Source organism: Arthrobacter sp. UYCu512 (assembly GCF_040547075.1).
Classification (GTDB): Bacteria; Actinomycetota; Actinomycetes; order Actinomycetales; family Micrococcaceae; genus Arthrobacter.
Map to the genome: position 1 here is coordinate 1 of NZ_JBEPPA010000014.1, position 16,092 is coordinate 16,092.

12 protein-coding genes are annotated in these 16,092 nt (G+C 60.3%); 7 read left to right on the plus strand and 5 right to left on the minus strand.

Annotation, left to right across the window (positions count from 1 at the left end; genetic code table 11):
- Positions 1 to 501 precede the first annotated feature (501 nt).
- On the plus strand, positions 502 to 1,629 hold the full coding sequence (locus tag ABIB49_RS14815) for an IS110 family RNA-guided transposase (protein ID WP_354157205.1): 1,128 nt from the start codon (positions 502 to 504) through the stop codon (positions 1,627 to 1,629).
- Between the two features lie 55 nt (positions 1,630 to 1,684).
- Here the strand turns inward: ABIB49_RS14815 and ABIB49_RS14820 are convergent, their stop codons facing one another.
- Together ABIB49_RS14820 and ABIB49_RS14825 are read right to left on the minus strand one after the other, a co-directional pair.
- Positions 1,685 to 2,182: an RNA polymerase sigma factor gene (locus tag ABIB49_RS14820; RefSeq protein WP_354157206.1), complete on the minus strand. Its 498-nt coding sequence runs from the start codon at positions 2,180 to 2,182 to the stop codon at positions 1,685 to 1,687.
- A gap of 26 nt (positions 2,183 to 2,208) precedes the next feature.
- On the minus strand, positions 2,209 to 2,751 hold the full coding sequence (locus tag ABIB49_RS14825; protein ID WP_354157207.1) for a hypothetical protein: 543 nt from the start codon (positions 2,749 to 2,751) through the stop codon (positions 2,209 to 2,211).
- 1,333 nt (positions 2,752 to 4,084) lie between these two features.
- Here ABIB49_RS14825 and ABIB49_RS14830 point away from each other — a divergent pair.
- Together ABIB49_RS14830 and ABIB49_RS14835 are read left to right on the plus strand one after the other, a co-directional pair.
- Positions 4,085 to 5,968 carry a site-specific DNA-methyltransferase gene (locus ABIB49_RS14830; RefSeq protein WP_354157208.1) on the plus strand — a complete coding sequence of 628 codons (1,884 nt, stop codon included), beginning with the start codon at positions 4,085 to 4,087 and terminating at the stop codon, positions 5,966 to 5,968.
- Positions 5,965 to 8,493, plus strand: coding sequence for a DEAD/DEAH box helicase (locus tag ABIB49_RS14835; RefSeq protein ID WP_354157209.1), 2,529 nt, complete (start codon positions 5,965 to 5,967; stop codon positions 8,491 to 8,493). Before ABIB49_RS14830 ends, ABIB49_RS14835 begins: the two co-directional genes overlap by 4 nt.
- 147 nt (positions 8,494 to 8,640) lie before the next feature.
- Here ABIB49_RS14835 and ABIB49_RS14840 read toward each other — a convergent pair whose 3' ends face one another.
- Positions 8,641 to 9,606 (minus strand): competence protein CoiA family protein, encoded by a 966-nt coding sequence (locus ABIB49_RS14840; protein WP_354157210.1) that lies wholly within the window; start codon positions 9,604 to 9,606, stop codon positions 8,641 to 8,643.
- 219 nt (positions 9,607 to 9,825) lie between these two features.
- Here ABIB49_RS14840 and ABIB49_RS14845 point away from each other — a divergent pair, with 219 nt between their 5' ends.
- A complete protein-coding gene (locus ABIB49_RS14845) occupies positions 9,826 to 10,221 on the plus strand; it encodes a hypothetical protein (RefSeq protein ID WP_354157211.1) in 396 nt (131 codons plus the stop codon).
- A gap of 155 nt (positions 10,222 to 10,376) precedes the next feature.
- Here ABIB49_RS14845 and ABIB49_RS14850 read toward each other — a convergent pair whose 3' ends face one another.
- Positions 10,377 to 11,564, minus strand: a complete 1,188-nt coding sequence (locus ABIB49_RS14850; protein ID WP_354157212.1) for an AlbA family DNA-binding domain-containing protein — start codon at positions 11,562 to 11,564, stop codon at positions 10,377 to 10,379.
- A 589-nt stretch (positions 11,565 to 12,153) separates the two neighbouring features.
- Positions 12,154 to 12,726, minus strand: a complete 573-nt coding sequence (locus ABIB49_RS14855) for a recombinase family protein (protein WP_354157213.1) — start codon at positions 12,724 to 12,726, stop codon at positions 12,154 to 12,156.
- 810 nt (positions 12,727 to 13,536) lie between these two features.
- Here ABIB49_RS14855 and ABIB49_RS14860 point away from each other — a divergent pair.
- From ABIB49_RS14860 to ABIB49_RS14870, 3 genes are all read left to right on the plus strand, one after another.
- Entirely contained in the window at positions 13,537 to 13,701 is a 165-nt protein-coding gene (locus ABIB49_RS14860; RefSeq protein ID WP_354157214.1) for a hypothetical protein, read from the plus strand.
- Between the two features lie 645 nt (positions 13,702 to 14,346).
- Positions 14,347 to 15,288: a ParA family protein gene (locus ABIB49_RS14865; protein WP_354157215.1), complete on the plus strand. Its 942-nt coding sequence runs from the start codon at positions 14,347 to 14,349 to the stop codon at positions 15,286 to 15,288.
- Entirely contained in the window at positions 15,285 to 16,016 is a 732-nt protein-coding gene (locus ABIB49_RS14870; protein WP_354157216.1) for a hypothetical protein, read from the plus strand. The genes ABIB49_RS14865 and ABIB49_RS14870 overlap by 4 nt, the downstream gene beginning before the upstream one ends.
- Positions 16,017 to 16,092 lie beyond the last annotated feature (76 nt).

Below are 16,092 nucleotides of genomic sequence, written 5' to 3' on the forward strand. Positions count from 1 at the left end.
GAGAGATCCATGACCAAAGCATGACGCTGACGGGGCTCGTCCCAGGCCGACGACACGCGCTGTGAACCGTCAACATAGTCCGGTAAACAGATCATTGATGCCGGGACCTTCTGCCCGGGATTCCAATTCCTCCCCGGCGGACAGCTCCACCCAGCCGTCACAGCGCTGTTTCGGCGAGCCATGGAGCTGGATATCCCGCACAACTGTGAGTCTTGACAGTGGCTGGTCTGGGACTGGCTGGCAGGATGGGTGCAGGCCGTTCCGCCCCGTGGATGTGACTCACCGCACAACTGACCCGCATGGTGTCTTTAAGTAGATTTGTCGGTCCATTGGGGTGGTCCGGCCGGCGCCTGTCCGGCCCACCTCGGTAGCTTGATCAGAAGATTGTCCACCCCTTTTGCGGGGTGTGACTCATCACAGTGCTGTTCCTTGGTGACCATTGCCCGGACTGGTACCGGCCGGCGACGGCCATGACCATGTCCGTGAAGAGGAAAGGTACCAATGACTGCCATGCCTATCGTTGCGCATACCCACCCATTTATCGTGGGCGTCGACACGCACGCCCGCAACCACGTTTACGCGATCCTCGCCGCGAATACCGGCGCCTTGCTGGAATCCCGGGATTTTCCCGCCACCGGGGCCGGGATCAACCGGGCCATCGACTGGGTCGCCCGCCGCACCGATGGTAGTGCCGATACCCTCTGGGTGATCGAAGGTGCCGCGTCCTACGGGGCGATCCTGGCCGGCACAGTAGCCAGCCACGGATTCCCTGTGGCAGAGGCGCCGCGCATGGATGCCAGGAAGCGTCGAGGGGTGGGCAAGACCGATGCCCTGGACGCCCACCGGATCGCCATCTCGACCCTGCCTCTGCCGGTGGACAAGCTGCGCCGCCCCCGCCTGCATGACGGGATCCGCCAAGGCGTGAGGATTCTGGTGACGGCACGGGGATCCATGAGCAAGGACCGCACCCGGTCTGTTAATGCGCTCAACGCCCTGGTGCGCGGCAATGACCTGGGCATCGACGGGCGGAAGAAGCTCACCAGCACCCAGATCACTGAGGTCTCAAAGTGGCGGTCCCGGGAGGAGGAGCTCTCCATGTCCATCGCCCGCACTGAGGCCGTGCGGCTGGCTAGACACGTCCTGGTTCTCGATGAGCAGCTCACGGCCAACGAGAACCAGCTCGATGAGTTGGTCAAGGTCAGTGAGGCCGCACCCTTGCTGGAGGAGACAGGGTTCGCTGCGATCAGCGCCGCGAAGTGCCTCGCTGCCTGGTCACACGAAGGAAGAGTCCGTAACGAGGCGGCGTTCGCATCCCTGGCCGGGGTGAATCCCATACCCGCATCATCCGGGAACACGGTCAGACACCGGCTGAACCGGGGCGGAGACAGGTCTCTGAACAGTGCCCTGCACATGGTCGCGGTCACCAAAATGACCCATGACGCCAAAACCTGCGAGTATGCCGATAAACGACGCGCCCAAGGGCGAACCAACAAGGAAATACGCCGCTGTATCAAGCGTTACCTCGCCCGCCATATCTACCGCACGCTCAACGCCTCAGCAACACAAACGCCTCGACTTCGACTTCGTGATTCAGAACCGGTGTGGCGTTGTGACGACAGCTCTCCCTAACCCGGTGGCACCGTGGAGTCATTGAAACCGGATCCGATTACAGCACGCACAGATTTTAGGAACCAGCGCCGCTCAAGCTGGCCTTTAGGTTTTTCCGGGCTCGTGAGTAACGAGTCCTGGCGGTCGTTGGGGACAACCCCAGAAGCGCACCCGCTTCAGCTACCCCGAAACCATCCCACACGATCAGCATGACCAGTTCGCGGTCCTTAGGGCGGAGGCCATCGAGGGCGGCCAGAACTTCAGAGTCCAGCTGCTGCCCCAGGCTCGGCTCGTAAACCAAGCCAACGCGCAGTTTCTCGGACAGGGCGACCCTGCGGACTTTGCCGCGACGATAGTTAGCCAGCACGCCCTTGGCGACACCGAAACTCCAAGCCCGTTGCTCGTCGAGGCTGGCCGGGAGCTGGTCGCGTCGGCGCCACAGCACCATGAGAGTCTCGGACACACAGTCAGCGGCGTCGTCGACGGGATCAACCCTGCGTATGAAATACGCCATCAACGCAGCAGTGAGGACCCTGGCACTGCCCTCGAAAGCTGTCTCTGTATTGGTAGACATCGTCATGGATCCAAGTTCGGCCGGTGTCACTGCTCCAGTCCCTTGATCAGGCCCTGGCAGCCGAGACGCCAATGATCCTCTGCCACCTGCTCGGCGTTCCCGGTCTCGGCCGCGGAAACAGTGAGGGTCATGCGTTCCACAACCCCACCGCCATCGGTGGCGACGGTTGCCGGCCACGTCAACGATTGCCGAAGGACGGTTACAGCTGCCGCCTGGCCCTGGACGTTGCCTTGCCGGTGCTGGTCCAGCCATTCCTTCTGCCAGAGGCACCTGACGACTTGTTCATACCGGACCGTCGGGGCAATATCCTGCGTAATGATGCCATTGCCCTGATCGTTCGCCCGGTAAATGTCCGCCTCTTTACGTGCGGAAGCGTCCTTCAGCTGCGTCTCGTCATACCGCGGCGGGAGCGGCAGGGACGCGTACTTCGTTTTGGCGAACTCCGCGTAGTCAGAAGCGAGCGGGTTAATCCATTCCGAGTTGGGGATCGCCTCGCTCCGAACCGGCCCTTCGCTGGTAGATGCTGGAACCGGCGGCGGGTTCTCCACGTCCTCCGTAAGGAAGCCCATGAAGTTCGCGACCGCGGGCGCAGCGACGCTAACCCCACCCAGGCACGTCACTCCAGCAAGCAGAAACGCGATCCACCTGCGGCGCTTGTTTTTGGATGATGGCCGCCGTGAGGACTCCATTGCCCGCAAGTAGCCAGTAATACCGTCCGTGGTTTCCGGTGTCATAGCCCACTCGCTGGCCGGATCGGCACGTCGGAGTGCCTCGTTTAATTGGTCGTCGTTCACGATTCCCCCACAACCTTCAATAGCGTCTGTCGCCTACTCATGTCCGGCACACGCGCAAACGTGGCAGAAGAAGCAAAGTTTCCTTCGAAGCGGGACCGCGAACGCAACATCAACCGGAGACGGCCCGCTCTGAGCGCTGACTGTCCACCTTGGAACTGGACCGCAATCGAAACGAATCTAACCGTATCGCAGGGCTGTTCGGCTTGCGTGTTCGATTGCCGACCCGCCCCACGAGCAACAGATCAAGCAGACGACTGCGGCCAAAAGCAGAGCCAGGACCGCAGCGACAGCTCTGATCTTTGAGCGGGGAGCCACAAACATCGACCGGACAGCCGCCGAAGCCGAGAGCAGAGGAAGGAGCAGAGAGCCCGCCAGCACCCATTGCCGCTGCAACAGCACGGCATCAAAATTTCTCGTATCGAAGTCGTCGGGGCTAACTCCGAAAAACCAAAAGCCCACCGCGATTACCGTCGAGCCCAGCGACAGGGCACCTGCGACCCAGGCAACGGAGAGCCATCGACCACTGCTCCATCGTTTTCCCACACCTGCAATCCAACCACGTCTCAAGAGAACGCTCAGACCTAGGCGAGTAGGCAGCGCACCATGGACCGGCAACTCGTTCTACGCCGGTCGCTCCGAGTGGACCTGAATCAAGTCCTCTAGGTGGTCCTGAATTGCGTCGACATATTCACGCCTTGACAGACATAGAAGAGTCTACTTCACCGTCTGGATGGTCACCCCGTCCGGGGCCCTGGCTGGAGGCCGCCCTGTCGATCATCTGAAGGACCCCACGCCCTTGCTGCTCGCGCTTGAAACCTTCAGGTGGCGGTAGTGCGGCCCCTTGTACGGACAGCAACTCAGCACATATAGAGCGAAATAGCGTTTGCCAGACCGGAGCGCACCGCAGGACCGTTTCCTGCGTGAAACGCAGCGGACCCCTAGTGCTGGTGAATCGGGTTGCACCCATTGGGGGCAGGTGGAGAGCCATCGACGCAGCTCAGGCTGGGCGCTGTCCCGCTGCGGCTCAACAGGGAGAAAAATCAGGTCCTCCAACCCATAGAATTCACGGGGGGTGTCGTGATTCCCCAGGAACAGGGGTCTGACCCCAATGAAGGAGAACCGCGCTTTGGTTGGACATGCCCCGATTACCCCGTCTGGTCGCCTTGAGCTGTCATGGACCAACAAGAATTTGAAGCTACTTTCAGGTCTTGAAGGGGGCTACGAATGGACTCAGCCAGGCGATTACCGTATTTCTGAGGTGCGGCTGCTCCACGATGTAACAACCGTTGGAGAAGTCCACAAACCCTCGGAACGCGCCAAAGACAACCTTCTGATCCGTGGTGATGCTCTCCATGCTCTGACTTCAATGGTGAGCCTGCCAGAGTTTTCGCGCGAATATCTGGGCAAAGTGAAGCTGGTATACATTGATCCGCCGTTTAACACGGATCAGGCCTTCACTCACTACGATGACGCTCTTGAACATTCAGTCTGGCTGACCATGATGCGTGACAGGCTCCTTCAGATCAAGGACCTATTGTCACCCGAAGGATCTGTCTGGTTGCACCTGGATGACGTGGAAGCGCACCGTGCACGGATCGTGATGGATGAAGTTTTCGGTCCGAGCAATTTTGTTTCGACTATCGTCTGGCGGAAGGTCTACTCGCCAGACAATCGAACCCTCATTTCGCCTTCCCAGGACTACGTCCTCGTCTACGCACGAGACAAGTCGAAGTGGAAAGACACCCGCAACCTGGTGGCCAGGAACGCCGCGCAACTGGCGAAGTACCAGAATCCTGACAATGATCCCCGCGGCCTTTGGAAGACCGTTGATTTCAGCGCGCAGGCCGGCCGGGCAACCAAAACGCAGTTCTATACCTTGGTCTCGCCCGCGGGTCTGTCCTTTGACCCTCCGTCGGGCAGAGCATGGGTCTACACCAAGGCCCGCTATGAGGAACTTCTCGCTGATAATCGCGTGTGGTTCGGTAAGACCGGACAATCAGGACCGGCGCTGAAGAGCTTTCTGACGGAAGTGCAAGACGGTGTCGTACCCCAGTCCTGGTGGGACTACGACAGCGTGGGTCATAACCAAGAGGCCAAGAAGGAAATCAAGGACCTATTCCCTGAGCTGGAACCGTTCGACACTCCAAAGCCTGAACGACTTATGCAGCGAGTCATCCATATTGCTACGGAACCCGGCGATATCGTGCTTGATTGCTTTGCCGGCTCCGGCACTACAGCAGCTGTGGCACACAAGATGGGCCGTCGATGGGTGACAGTCGAGTGGAAGGCCGCAAACATCGAGAACTTCACCATGCCCAGACTGGTCCGGGTCATCGACGGATCAGACCAGGGAGGCATCTCCGCAACGTCTGAACGCGTCCCGGCTACAAACCTGCCCGATGGGGTGTCGACCGCCAGAGCTCACGACGCGGTTTCCGTGATCAATGCAGCAGTCAAAGCCGGGGTTCTAAAGGGACACGACGCAGAACAGTCAAAGGCTGTGCTGAAGCTGCTGCGCGATTCTTTGAAAACCAAGGTGGAAAAGACAAAGAATTGGGGAGGTGGCGGAGGCTTCCGTGTGCTGGATATCGGGCCGAGCATGTTTGATTCCGAGGACGGCGACATCTTCATCTCAAAGTGGGCGGTTGGCGAACAGCTAGCCGAAGCAGTGGCTGCCCAGTTCGGCTTTCAGTACGCACCAGACCCGCCATTCACCGGAAGTCGAGGTACAGTCAGGCTCGCAGTCATTGACGGCTTCGCGAATACCGAATTCGTCCACTACCTGCTCGCTTCCCTCGGTCCGGACGAGATCATCGATGTCTACGCGACTGGCATCGACCCGGACGCTCAGGAGTACATCAAAAACCAACTCCCCGGTTCGCGCCTCATCAAGATCCCAGCGTCAATCATCTCGTCATATCGGCGCGCAAACCGTAAAGCCAAGGGACTGAATTGGTTCAGTAACTACACCAGCGAGGATGCACTTAAATGAACGAGCTCAACTTGTTGGACATCGACAACGACCTCCTCGCGCTGATCAGCCATCAAATGGAGTTGCGCAAACCCAATGCCGAGGCTGTTCAAGACGTCGCCATCGCAATTTCAGATCACATCGACCGGCACGGCAGGAATGACCCATTTGAAGGTGTTGTGGACTCCGCCACCGGAGTTGGCAAGACCTATGTCCTAGCCGCAACGATCGACTACTTGGCGCAGGCGCGCGGATGGAACAACTTCGTCATCGTCGTCCCAGGCCGCACGATCCGCGAAAAGACGATTTCAAACTTCACTCCGGGCTCCCCTCGCGATCTGACCAGTCTGCTTGGCGTCAAGACTGTCCTCATTACTGCGGACAACTTCAATTCGCCCGAAATGGCGAATGCCATGGACGATCCCGAACTGGTTAAGGTCTACGTGCTGACGGTGCAGATCTTGCTAAAGCCTCAAGCCGAAATGAACCGGAAGACCCGGGTCTTCACAGAGGGCCTGGGAGCAGAGTTCTACAACTGGCTCGCAGGCTCAGATGACCTGGTGGTTCTCGCCGACGAACACCACCTGTACTACGGCGAGAAGTTTTCCGACGCGGTTCGTGGGCTCAACCCCCGCGCCATTGTTGGGCTAACAGCCACGCCACACAAGAAGACACCAATAGACCAAATCATCTACCGATACCCTCTCGCGGCCGCCATCGAGGATAAATTCGTCAAGACACCCGTCATCGTCGGTCGGAAGGATGACCGTAACGACATCCTCACGCAGCTTAATGACGGCATCACACTGCTTGAAATCAAGCGAGATGCGCAAACGGCCTACCTAACCAGCCACCCTGACCTCAAGGCCGTAAATCCGTTCATGCTGGTCGTTGCTCAGAACACTACCGAAGCCGACGAAATCGCCGCCCACCTGCGCTCCGACGAGTTCCGCGGAGGATCCTATGCCGACGCCATCCTGCAGGTCGATTCATCTGTAAACGAAGATAAAGAACCGGATATGTGGGGCCGGCTGGCGAAAGTCGACTCACCGGAATCTGCGGTAAGAGTCGTCGTCAGCGTCGCAATGCTAAAAGAGGGATGGGACGTCAAGGGCGTGTACGTCCTGCTGTCTACACAACCATCACTTTCCAACATCTTGACAGAGCAAGTGCTCGGTCGTGGCCTGCGGCTTCCTTACGGTGAATACACCGGAATCGAAATGCTGGACACCCTCGAAGTCCTCGCCCACGAGAAGTTTTCGGCACTTCTGGACCGCGCGGGTGTGCTCAACGAAACTTTTATCTCATATCGCACCCGCACTGTCGCTACCCAAGACCAAAACGGAAACCAGGTGGTACAGACCTTCACTAGGCCCACAGGCGAATCTATCGTTGTTCCAGACAAGGCTGCAGATCCGCAGCCGAGCGAGCGCGACTGGGACGGCACTGAACCGGGCTCCCGTGGCAACGTTGTTATATCCGATGTCGATTCGCGTCAGACCAGCGGAGCCGTGGAGGTCACAGAGCTCGACCGACCGGCCATCAAGTTCCTCTCTGCCGAACCGGAAATAATCCTTCCGCGTCTCGCGCAACGACCGGTTACAAAGCGCTTTAGCTTGGCTGATATCACTCACGAAGCAGCATTCCTCAACCTCGGAAAAACACTGCGTTCTAACCCCGACGACGAGCTCCGGCGGATGCGGTTGACGGCCGTGAGAGTCACAGGAGCAGACGGCGTAATCCGCTCTGAGACCCGCCAAGTGACGGCCAGCGATGCAATCACCTCCAAGGCACCGCTCGACATTCCGCTTGCGTTCTCTCGGCAAGAACTCATTTCACAAGTCATGGCCCTGGACATGGTGGACAGCAGCGCAGATGCCAGATCGGTGGAAAAGTCGAACGCTGGTCGACTAGTGGATTGCCTAATCGAGGGAATGGGCGACGCGGCACAGTCGCTACTTGCGGCTTACAACGGCAGGGCTGCCGTCCGGCTCGGGCGTCTGATTCAGATCGAACAACGGAAGTTGACCCCGGGAGTCGGTTACGACTCCCAAGTCAGTTTCGTGAAATTCGCGCCGACCAGGAGCTTGGGTGTTCGCTCAGTAACCGACGACCTTCGTGGTGATTTCCAGCGTTCACGCGCATACAAGGGCTGGGCAAAGTCCCGCTTTGGAACAGACTGGTTCGATAGCTCGCCTGAACGCGCCGTTGCCCTCATCGTGGATGAGTCCAGCCAGGTGCAATGGTGGGTACGGCTCCTCGTTGGAGACCTCACAATCGCTTGGGGAGCAGGACAAAACTACAATCCCGACTTGTTGATCGCCGAACCTGGGGGAGTCAGAATCCTCGTCGAGGTGAAGGCCGACAATCAAATGCTCGCCGCCGACGTTCAGGCAAAGCGCGAGTCGGCAAAGACTTGGGTGAACTACGTGAACGGCTTGGAAGAGACGCAGGCACGAGGAGAACGTTGGTCTTACGTGTTGGTTTCGGAGAGCGACATTACCCAGACAAACGGCTCATGGGATGCCTTGAAGCGGATCGGCTAGCTAGCCGAGGGTCACTTAGCGTCCCAATTCCTTAGTCCGACGGGATTCCCCGAAGGAGCGGACCTCGTTTGTTGATTATGGCAGTTTGAATGGAGACCACTTCTACAGTTTGGTTGGAGCCGACGTGGGCCACAGGGGTCGCGTCGCCTAGCGATTCCTGCCGAAGATGCGTGCGATAGCTTCCCTCTGCCGTTGTTGCTCGCGTTCGCTGGGGCTCCACTCACTGGCGCTGCTCTTGTAGGGGTCGGACGAGGCACCCGACGGCTGCCGCGGTGGCTTTGGCGGCCTCGCTGCTGCTTCTCGCTGTTCCTTGAGCTGGGCAAGCCTGGCCGGCTCAGGCTTGTCCCCGATGTACCCGGCCATCTCAGGCGGCGGCACAAGAGCTCCCGAAGCCGAGATGCCCCATTCCGACAGCGGCGCGGACGCGTAGTGGGTGGCGACGCGCATAATTTTCTCAGCCGTAGGGTGGCGGTATTCTCCCGCGTAGTTCGCGACGAGGACTCCGATCGACTCATGCGCCATGTCCATGACTACGCTTGTCAGGGGCAAATCCAGGACCAGATGGGGAACGTCCGGCGACCACAGCCACACGTCGCGGACGCCTCCGTTTTGATACCCGCCGTGACGGCGGTCCCAGTCCTTCAATTCCACTGGCTTGCGCTGGACCTCGAACGCGAGCTGCCGGCCGCTGGCAAGCTCAGCCTTCACGTCGCTCCGCAGCCGTACACCGGGCACCCAGACCTCTTCTTCGACGGACCACGGGAGGATATGGTGCTGTTCTCTGGCCCAGTCCATGATGAGCTGCTTGCCGTGAAGGTGCTCAGCGGTTTCCCCGTGCCTGCCCAGACCGTCCGGGGCTTCCCCCTGCTTGTGGCGGAAGTGAATACATCTCGTCTCGGCCACGACGAGAATGACCGGAACATCGCGGCCGTCTTCCTTGCAGTCGATGCACACGATGTCCTGGGATCCCTGGTAACCGTAGCGGTCGTAGTACGAGCCGTCACCTCGGCGCATCGCCGCTGCGACGACAACCCGCTTGTCTGCGTTGTTGTACGCGACGAGAGGTTCCGAGGGTTCCCAGTCGCGCGGGAAGAGCGGACGTATTTCGATCATGCGGACAGTATGAGGCGACCGACTGACATTTCTGTTGCGACCGCTGGCGGAAAGGCTCAACGGATAATTGGACAAATGTGTGTCCCACTTCCTTAGAAGTGGAACACCAAGCCAGCTCGTGCGGCGGCGTCCGCTGCTACTGTCAGCCCGACCAGTAATCTGACCCTAGGCGGAATCAACCGCATTGGGGCGAGGCCGGGAGGCAAATTGGAACCGTATGTGTGGCGTGAAGCGGAAGTCAGCTACCCGGACTTCAAAGGAACCGCTCAGCTCGATAAAAAGATCACCGGCACGAACGGATTCACAGTAGCCGGCATCGACCCAGACAAGTGGCTAGTTGTGGGCTTGGACATCGGCGGCGGCGAAGGTGACCACGATCTGCACGTAGTGGCCATCGATAAGGAAACCATTCCCGAGGGGGAGGGCAACGTCTTCGATTACCTGCTCACCAAGCACGGGTATATCCCCGTGACGGACCTACTGCTGCACGACGCGGACCCCTACGAGGTACTGAAAAGCATCACCCACAATTTCGAGCTTCGGCTCAGGTCCAGAGGCACAGAGGGGAAACCCATCAAGGTCACTGCCCTTGGCGATATTCCTGAACAGCACTGACACCGAATACAGACGAGTAGGCCTGGCCTTAGTTGACTCACGGGTTCTACCGGCCTTGGCACCTTGCCGGTGGCTAGCGCTGGAGCCACTGCCGGCGATCACCACAGCCAGGGGCGGCGACCATCACCATCACAAAACCGGCGGCGGCCGCGTACTTATTTGCCTAGATGATGCTGGGTGGTCCCAAGCATTTTAAGGATGCGTCCGACCAATGACTCGACTGCATCCTCGGATGAGCTTTCCAGCGCATCGGCACCGATCGTGATCGTGCGTGAGTAAACATCGCTGTGCATGGTTCTAGGAGGTTCGAAACTGCTCCAGTCGTCCAGCGTCATGTGTGAACGTAGACCCTTGACGCCATTGATCCGCAGGCCAAGAGTCCACAGTGAACGGTATCCGTAACGTTCACTAAGAGTGCTTGTCCAGAAGATCAAACGCTGGGCATATGCCACCGCCAGCCCATCACAGATGATCGACTCTTCCGGCGTCCACCTGGTGGTACCGCGTCCTATCAGAATGCGGATCCCTCCCGACTCCAGCAGTTGGACGTCGAGAATTGATTTTTCGTCGAAACCGGCGGGCCTCGGCACCTGAGTGGCACCATCAGCGTCGCTATTCATCATCGAGACGCCGAGTTCCCGATGCTTGATTCTTGTGGCGTACCGAGGCGTAGGGTAAAAATCGACAAGGTTCGGCTTGCATTTGCTATGACCGGAAACTAGGAAGTTCAGGAGGGCTTCGTTGTCGTCCAGAAACTGCTCCACGAGCGTGCCATTGACTGGCATCAACGGTTCAGCGATGAGATATATATGCCCGTACTCACGTTCGCTGGGAGGAATCGAATCACTCGCCTCGGCAATGTCCAGAAGTTTTATGCCTATGTCGGCCTGCTCTTGGCGACGCTGATGATGCCTTAGAACCTCGGCGTCTGATAACGCGTGTTTCGATGCGTCCCCTCGCCCGTAGTATTTGCTTCCTGTCATGTGCGGGGCGAGCGGTGACGGCGGGACCGTGACCACTACGAAACCTGTGCCATCACCTACATGGATCACGTGGGTCGTTACCGGCAGTGGCGGCTCGATGGTATTCCGTGCGATGCCATCTATGCGTTCGATCATTCCCTCGACGGCGAGAGGCTTGGGAACGAGCCGCTTGGAGCCATTGCCCTCCTTCACCTCCGCGATGCCGATGATGAACATTCCCCCGTCGATGGCGAAACTCGCCAGTGTCTGGGCAATTTGTTCGTTTCGTGCCTGTTCCTTGACTTCAACGTAATGCGACTCAGACAACGCTCCGCTTCGGATGCCCTCCACGATGTCTGCCTCGCTGGCGGGTTGCCACATCTTTGCCACTCTGCCCCCATTTGATCGTCTCGGGTAAAGGTGCAGCGTAAGCCGCCACCGATCCAATTTACGCTGGGTCCCCCGACGGATGGCACATCCCGTAGAGCTAGACGGGGAGTCCCACTTCCTTGGAATCGGTACAGTCCCAGCGGGACACTCCCCCACTGGTCGGGATCCGCGGAACGCCGCGTAACCCGACTGTCCCGTATGTTGTCCGGAAAGTCCTGCCTCAATGGCCCGTCACAGGTGCTACTTCCGGTACGGTGCACGGATGGACATTGGGTATGCGCGGGTATTGAGGGCGTAACAAGATCTAACCCGGCATCTGGACGCCGTGGCGGGCCGCCGGCACCCAGACGGCCGCGTGCCTTCGCCGCAGCCAGACCGGCCTTTGTCCTTTCGCGCAACCTGTGAATCGCAGCGGTATTTGGCGTTGTTCTGTCAGCGCTATGTGGCGGGTCCAGTGGTCAGTGCTTTCGATGGCGGCGGCCATCGCCATCGCGGGTGTCCGGCAGGAGTGCCCCGCAGAAACCTAAATTGCGGGCCACACGCCCATTGCAGCCGTCCGTGGCGTCGCCTTCGGTCCTCGTCAGGCCAGTTCGTCGATTGCCATGCTCAGGTAGCGGTACACGGTGGCGCGGCTGGCCCCGATGATCTTCCCGATGTCGGCCGGTGGGAGCCCCTGGGCTTTCAAGTCACGGGCGCGCTTGACCTTCACATGAGCGGCGGTGACTTCGCGGCGCCCGGCCTTCCGCCCGTGTTCAGCGGCCGCGGCCATGCCGGCCCTGGTCCGCTCGGCCAGCTGGTCGCGCTCGAGCTGGGCGAACGCGGACATGACGGTGAGCATGGCCCTGCCCATCGGCCCCGTTGTGCTGATGCCTTCCGTGATGCTGCGGAAGTGCACGCCCCGGTGTTCCAGGTCATCAATGAGCGCCAGCAGATTGCGTGTATTTCGTCCCAGCCGGTCAAGCTTCCAAACCACGACCTCGTCACCGTTCCGCAGGTGATCGAGCATCTTGTCCAGTTCGGGCCTGCTGGCCCTCGTTCCGCTCACGCCGTGGTCGGTGAAGATCCGAGTGCAGCCGGCAGCATTTAACGCCGCATGCTGCAGGTCCGCGTTCTGGTCCGTGGTGCTGACCCTGGCATATCCGATACTCCCCATCGACTCCCCCTAAGCTCATCAAAGGCCATATCTCCTTTTGTTGAGAATAGCGCAAGTGAGACACATTGGTGAGACAAGGCAGGGCCCGGGAGTCACCGCTAATGCCGGGCTTCGACTAATCTCCGACGAACCGGCCCTCCCGTCTTGATAAAGGATCGTTTTCGAGACAAACGGAAACCGGGTTGGGCCCATCATGCGATACTTGACTACCCGCCTCGTGGAGATGCAGACCCACAACGGCGCCATCGCCCAGCGGGCCTGGACCAATGCGGACGGGCCACGCAGGGGGACATGTACGCCTATTCCCAGGCCGCTGTCCGCTTCGCCGAAGGACTCTCGGCCGGTGTGCCCCTCATCCGTCAAGGTGACTCGATTACCACGGTGAGCGTTTCACCCGTATTCCGGTCGAAGGCTAAACGAACGTCACCACGGTCATCGGCGAGACCTTCGACGAGGGGTCCTGGTGAGCTCGGCACGGGGCCGCGTCGACCGCGGCTGAGCCGAAGGCGGCAGTTCGCCTGCACTGACCATTCTGACGCCGTGGTGGCCCTCTCCCCCGCCGCCCAGCGATGAGGTCAATCGCTGCGACCGCAACCAGTAGCTGACCTGGCAGCGGCAGCAGAAAGTCCTTGACGCGCAGCGGGACGACCTCGCCTCAAGGATCTCTGACGTGGTCACGGCATCGGCCGCCATCCAGGTACTCGATGTGCCCCCTAGGTGAGGGCGCCACCCTCAGCTAACTCAGAGACGGTACCGAGGTCACATTCGTCGAAGCCGTAGACGCAGACCGTAACACCATCGCCAGCGAGCATGACCCCGACGACTGGGTCAACCCCTGGGCACAAGGTCCAATCCTTCCAGGGCGCGGCCCCGACGCTCCGAGGAAGCATCGAGGCACCCGAGTTGCCCGTGGAGCGCTGGGTCGACATCGACATCAACGTCGCCATCAGCAAGGCGGCCGCACGCCTGGGTTAATTAGGGACGCTCCTTGCCGCGGCGCCGCTGCACCGCTGCACCGCTAGCATGGGGCGTGCCCACTGGCGCGCCGGCGGGCGGGAACCCCTATAGGCGCTAGCGTGGGCACCTACGTTTGATCCATCGGACTTCATGCCATAAGCCATGCCATAAGTCACGCAGGATTATCTACTGCATGTCGAGTAGTCCGTCAGGCCATGCGGCCAATGGCTATGCCTGCCTGATTCCGGGCCGGATCTCCAACTGGACGACCAACATGTGCGCTGGCAGGACCTACCACGCGCATCCCCACTGTCGGTTCAATAGTTCGCTCCGCCTTACTCCACGCATTAAACCAAATGGGTCTTAACGCATTAAGTGCAGTTGAACACACAGCTGGAGATACAACATGTTGTCCTATATGACTACCAGCAGGGACAAAGGCACGAAGGGCTACGTGAGTACTCATACGACTCCATGCGCGACCTGAAGCCTGGCGTTAGGCATCAGGTTCAACGGTGAGTACGGCGTGTCCTTCAATGACCCGCCCGACAGGACGCACTGTGAGCCTTCTTATGCGTGTCACTGCCATCAATCACGCGGAAGTGCACATAGCCTTAAAGGCAGGAAAGCCAGCCACCCACCACGTAGGAGAGTCACCGGCCGATGGCACGATCACTGCAAGTCCCAGTTACCCCGAAAACCCTCGAAACACGGGCAATTGACCGGGTCATTTCCCTGGCGAACGGCAAAGGGGGAGTGGGGAAGACCACGACTGCAGCCAACGTTGGCGGGTACGTCGCGCTGGCCGGCTCCCGCGTCCTGATGGTGGACCTGGACCCACAGGGTGACCTGGCTCGGGACCTCGGCTATGAACGTCAGGGCGGCCGGGAACTGTTCCAGGCACTCATCGCCGGGACCGCGCCGATGATCCTCCGGAACGTCCGCGAGAACCTTGATGTCATCCCCGGCGGGCAGGACCTCGAGGACATCCAGGGCATCATGCTTTCCCGCACCAGCCGCTCCGATGCCGGTGACTTCGGGGACATGCTCTACGCCGTTCTGGCGCCGCTGGCGGACGACTACGACCTGATCCTGATCGACACGCCGCCGGGGGAGCGGATCCTCGTGGAGGGTGCCTTCGCGATCTCCAGTGCAGTCGTCATACCCACCCGCTCCGACGACGCGAGTATCGACGGTGTGGAGCGCATCGCACGCCGCTTCATGGCCGTCCGGGACCGGAACCCGAACCTGCAGCTGGCCGGCATCGTCCTCTTCGGCGTCGGACCGCGTTCGCTTCGCCTGGAACGCAGCGTCCGCGACACCCTCGAGGAGATGTTGGGTACCGTCGCACCGGTCTTCGAGACTCGGATCCGGAATCTGGAGAGCGCCAGCGCCGACGCCCGCCGCAAGGGCCTGCTGTTCCATGAGCTGGAGGGCGCAGTCACTGACGCCCAGAAGAAGCGCCTGAAGGCACTGCGGGCGGGGGAGAAGCCGACTGACGGGTTCTTCTCGCGCAACGCCGGGGGACTGGCTGAAGAATACGAGCAGCTGACCGGGGAGATCCTGGCCCGATTGAACGAGATCGAGAGCGGGAACCAGGCATGAACGGTCGCCAGAGCCTTGCCGGGGCGTTCGCGCCCGTCGCACCCGCCCGCGGGGTAGCACTGCAGGGGCTGCTGCCTCCGAAGCGGGAGAGGGGCACCCAAGCGCCGAAAGCAACAACCCCCGACGAGTCCGTGAAGACCCCCATCCGGGAGCCAATGCAGGCACCGCCCGCCGTCGCACCCAGGCCCGAGGGGATGCAGGCGCCTACAGTCGAGCTGGCTCCCCCTGAAGTGGGGGAGGGGGATGAGCCGGAGCCGGCGTCAGAGCCCGCTGTCGCCCCGAAGGCCGCACCGCGGCAGCCGGCAGCCAAGAAGGCCGCTGCAGTGCAGAAACCAGCACCAGTGCAGAAGGCATCCGAGACGGTACCCGGCGCGCTGCGCAACGTCGGCGTCTACCTGCCGCCGCAGCTGCTTGCGGACGTCAAGGATGCGGTCTATCAGGGCCGGACCACATATGCCGACCTCCTCATTGATGCCTTTGAGACTCTGACCGACGAGCAGATCGCGGGGGAATTCACTGCTGATATAGAGCTGACCAGCTCAGGTATGCCCCGGCGCGCACCCCGAAAGAGGGGAGAGGCAGGCATTCAGATACAGTTGCGACTCGACGGGCTGCAGGTTGCCTGGCTGGATGGGAAGGTCACCGAATTCGGTGCCCCGTCACGGAGCGCCCTCGTCTCGGCCGTCTTCAGACTCCACACCCAAGCGGGTCCAGCAGCGGGGGAGTGAGGCTACACGCCCGAGTGTGAATTCCGGCCTCACTTCCCATAGTCCTTATGGCATGAAACTGTGCGCTGCAGGAATT

What these genes read in the sequence shown, in the direction of transcription:
- ABIB49_RS14850 (WP_354157212.1), bottom strand. Translation starts at nt 11,564, where the DNA reads ATGTGGCAACCCGCCAGCGAGGCAGACATCGTGGAGGGCATCCGAAGC.
- ABIB49_RS14860 (WP_354157214.1), top strand. Translation starts at nt 13,537, where the DNA reads ATGACCCCGACGACTGGGTCAACCCCTGGGCACAAGGTCCAATCCTTC.
- ABIB49_RS14825 (WP_354157207.1), bottom strand. Translation starts at nt 2,751, where the DNA reads ATGGGCTTCCTTACGGAGGACGTGGAGAACCCGCCGCCGGTTCCAGCA.
- ABIB49_RS14870 (WP_354157216.1), top strand. Translation starts at nt 15,285, where the DNA reads ATGAACGGTCGCCAGAGCCTTGCCGGGGCGTTCGCGCCCGTCGCACCC.
- ABIB49_RS14830 (WP_354157208.1), top strand. Translation starts at nt 4,085, where the DNA reads ATGAAGGAGAACCGCGCTTTGGTTGGACATGCCCCGATTACCCCGTCT.
- ABIB49_RS14835 (WP_354157209.1), top strand. Translation starts at nt 5,965, where the DNA reads ATGAACGAGCTCAACTTGTTGGACATCGACAACGACCTCCTCGCGCTG.
- ABIB49_RS14855 (WP_354157213.1), bottom strand. Translation starts at nt 12,726, where the DNA reads ATGGGGAGTATCGGATATGCCAGGGTCAGCACCACGGACCAGAACGCG.
- ABIB49_RS14865 (WP_354157215.1), top strand. Translation starts at nt 14,347, where the DNA reads ATGGCACGATCACTGCAAGTCCCAGTTACCCCGAAAACCCTCGAAACA.
- ABIB49_RS14815 (WP_354157205.1), top strand. Translation starts at nt 502, where the DNA reads ATGACTGCCATGCCTATCGTTGCGCATACCCACCCATTTATCGTGGGC.
- ABIB49_RS14820 (WP_354157206.1), bottom strand. Translation starts at nt 2,182, where the DNA reads ATGTCTACCAATACAGAGACAGCTTTCGAGGGCAGTGCCAGGGTCCTC.
- ABIB49_RS14840 (WP_354157210.1), bottom strand. Translation starts at nt 9,606, where the DNA reads ATGATCGAAATACGTCCGCTCTTCCCGCGCGACTGGGAACCCTCGGAA.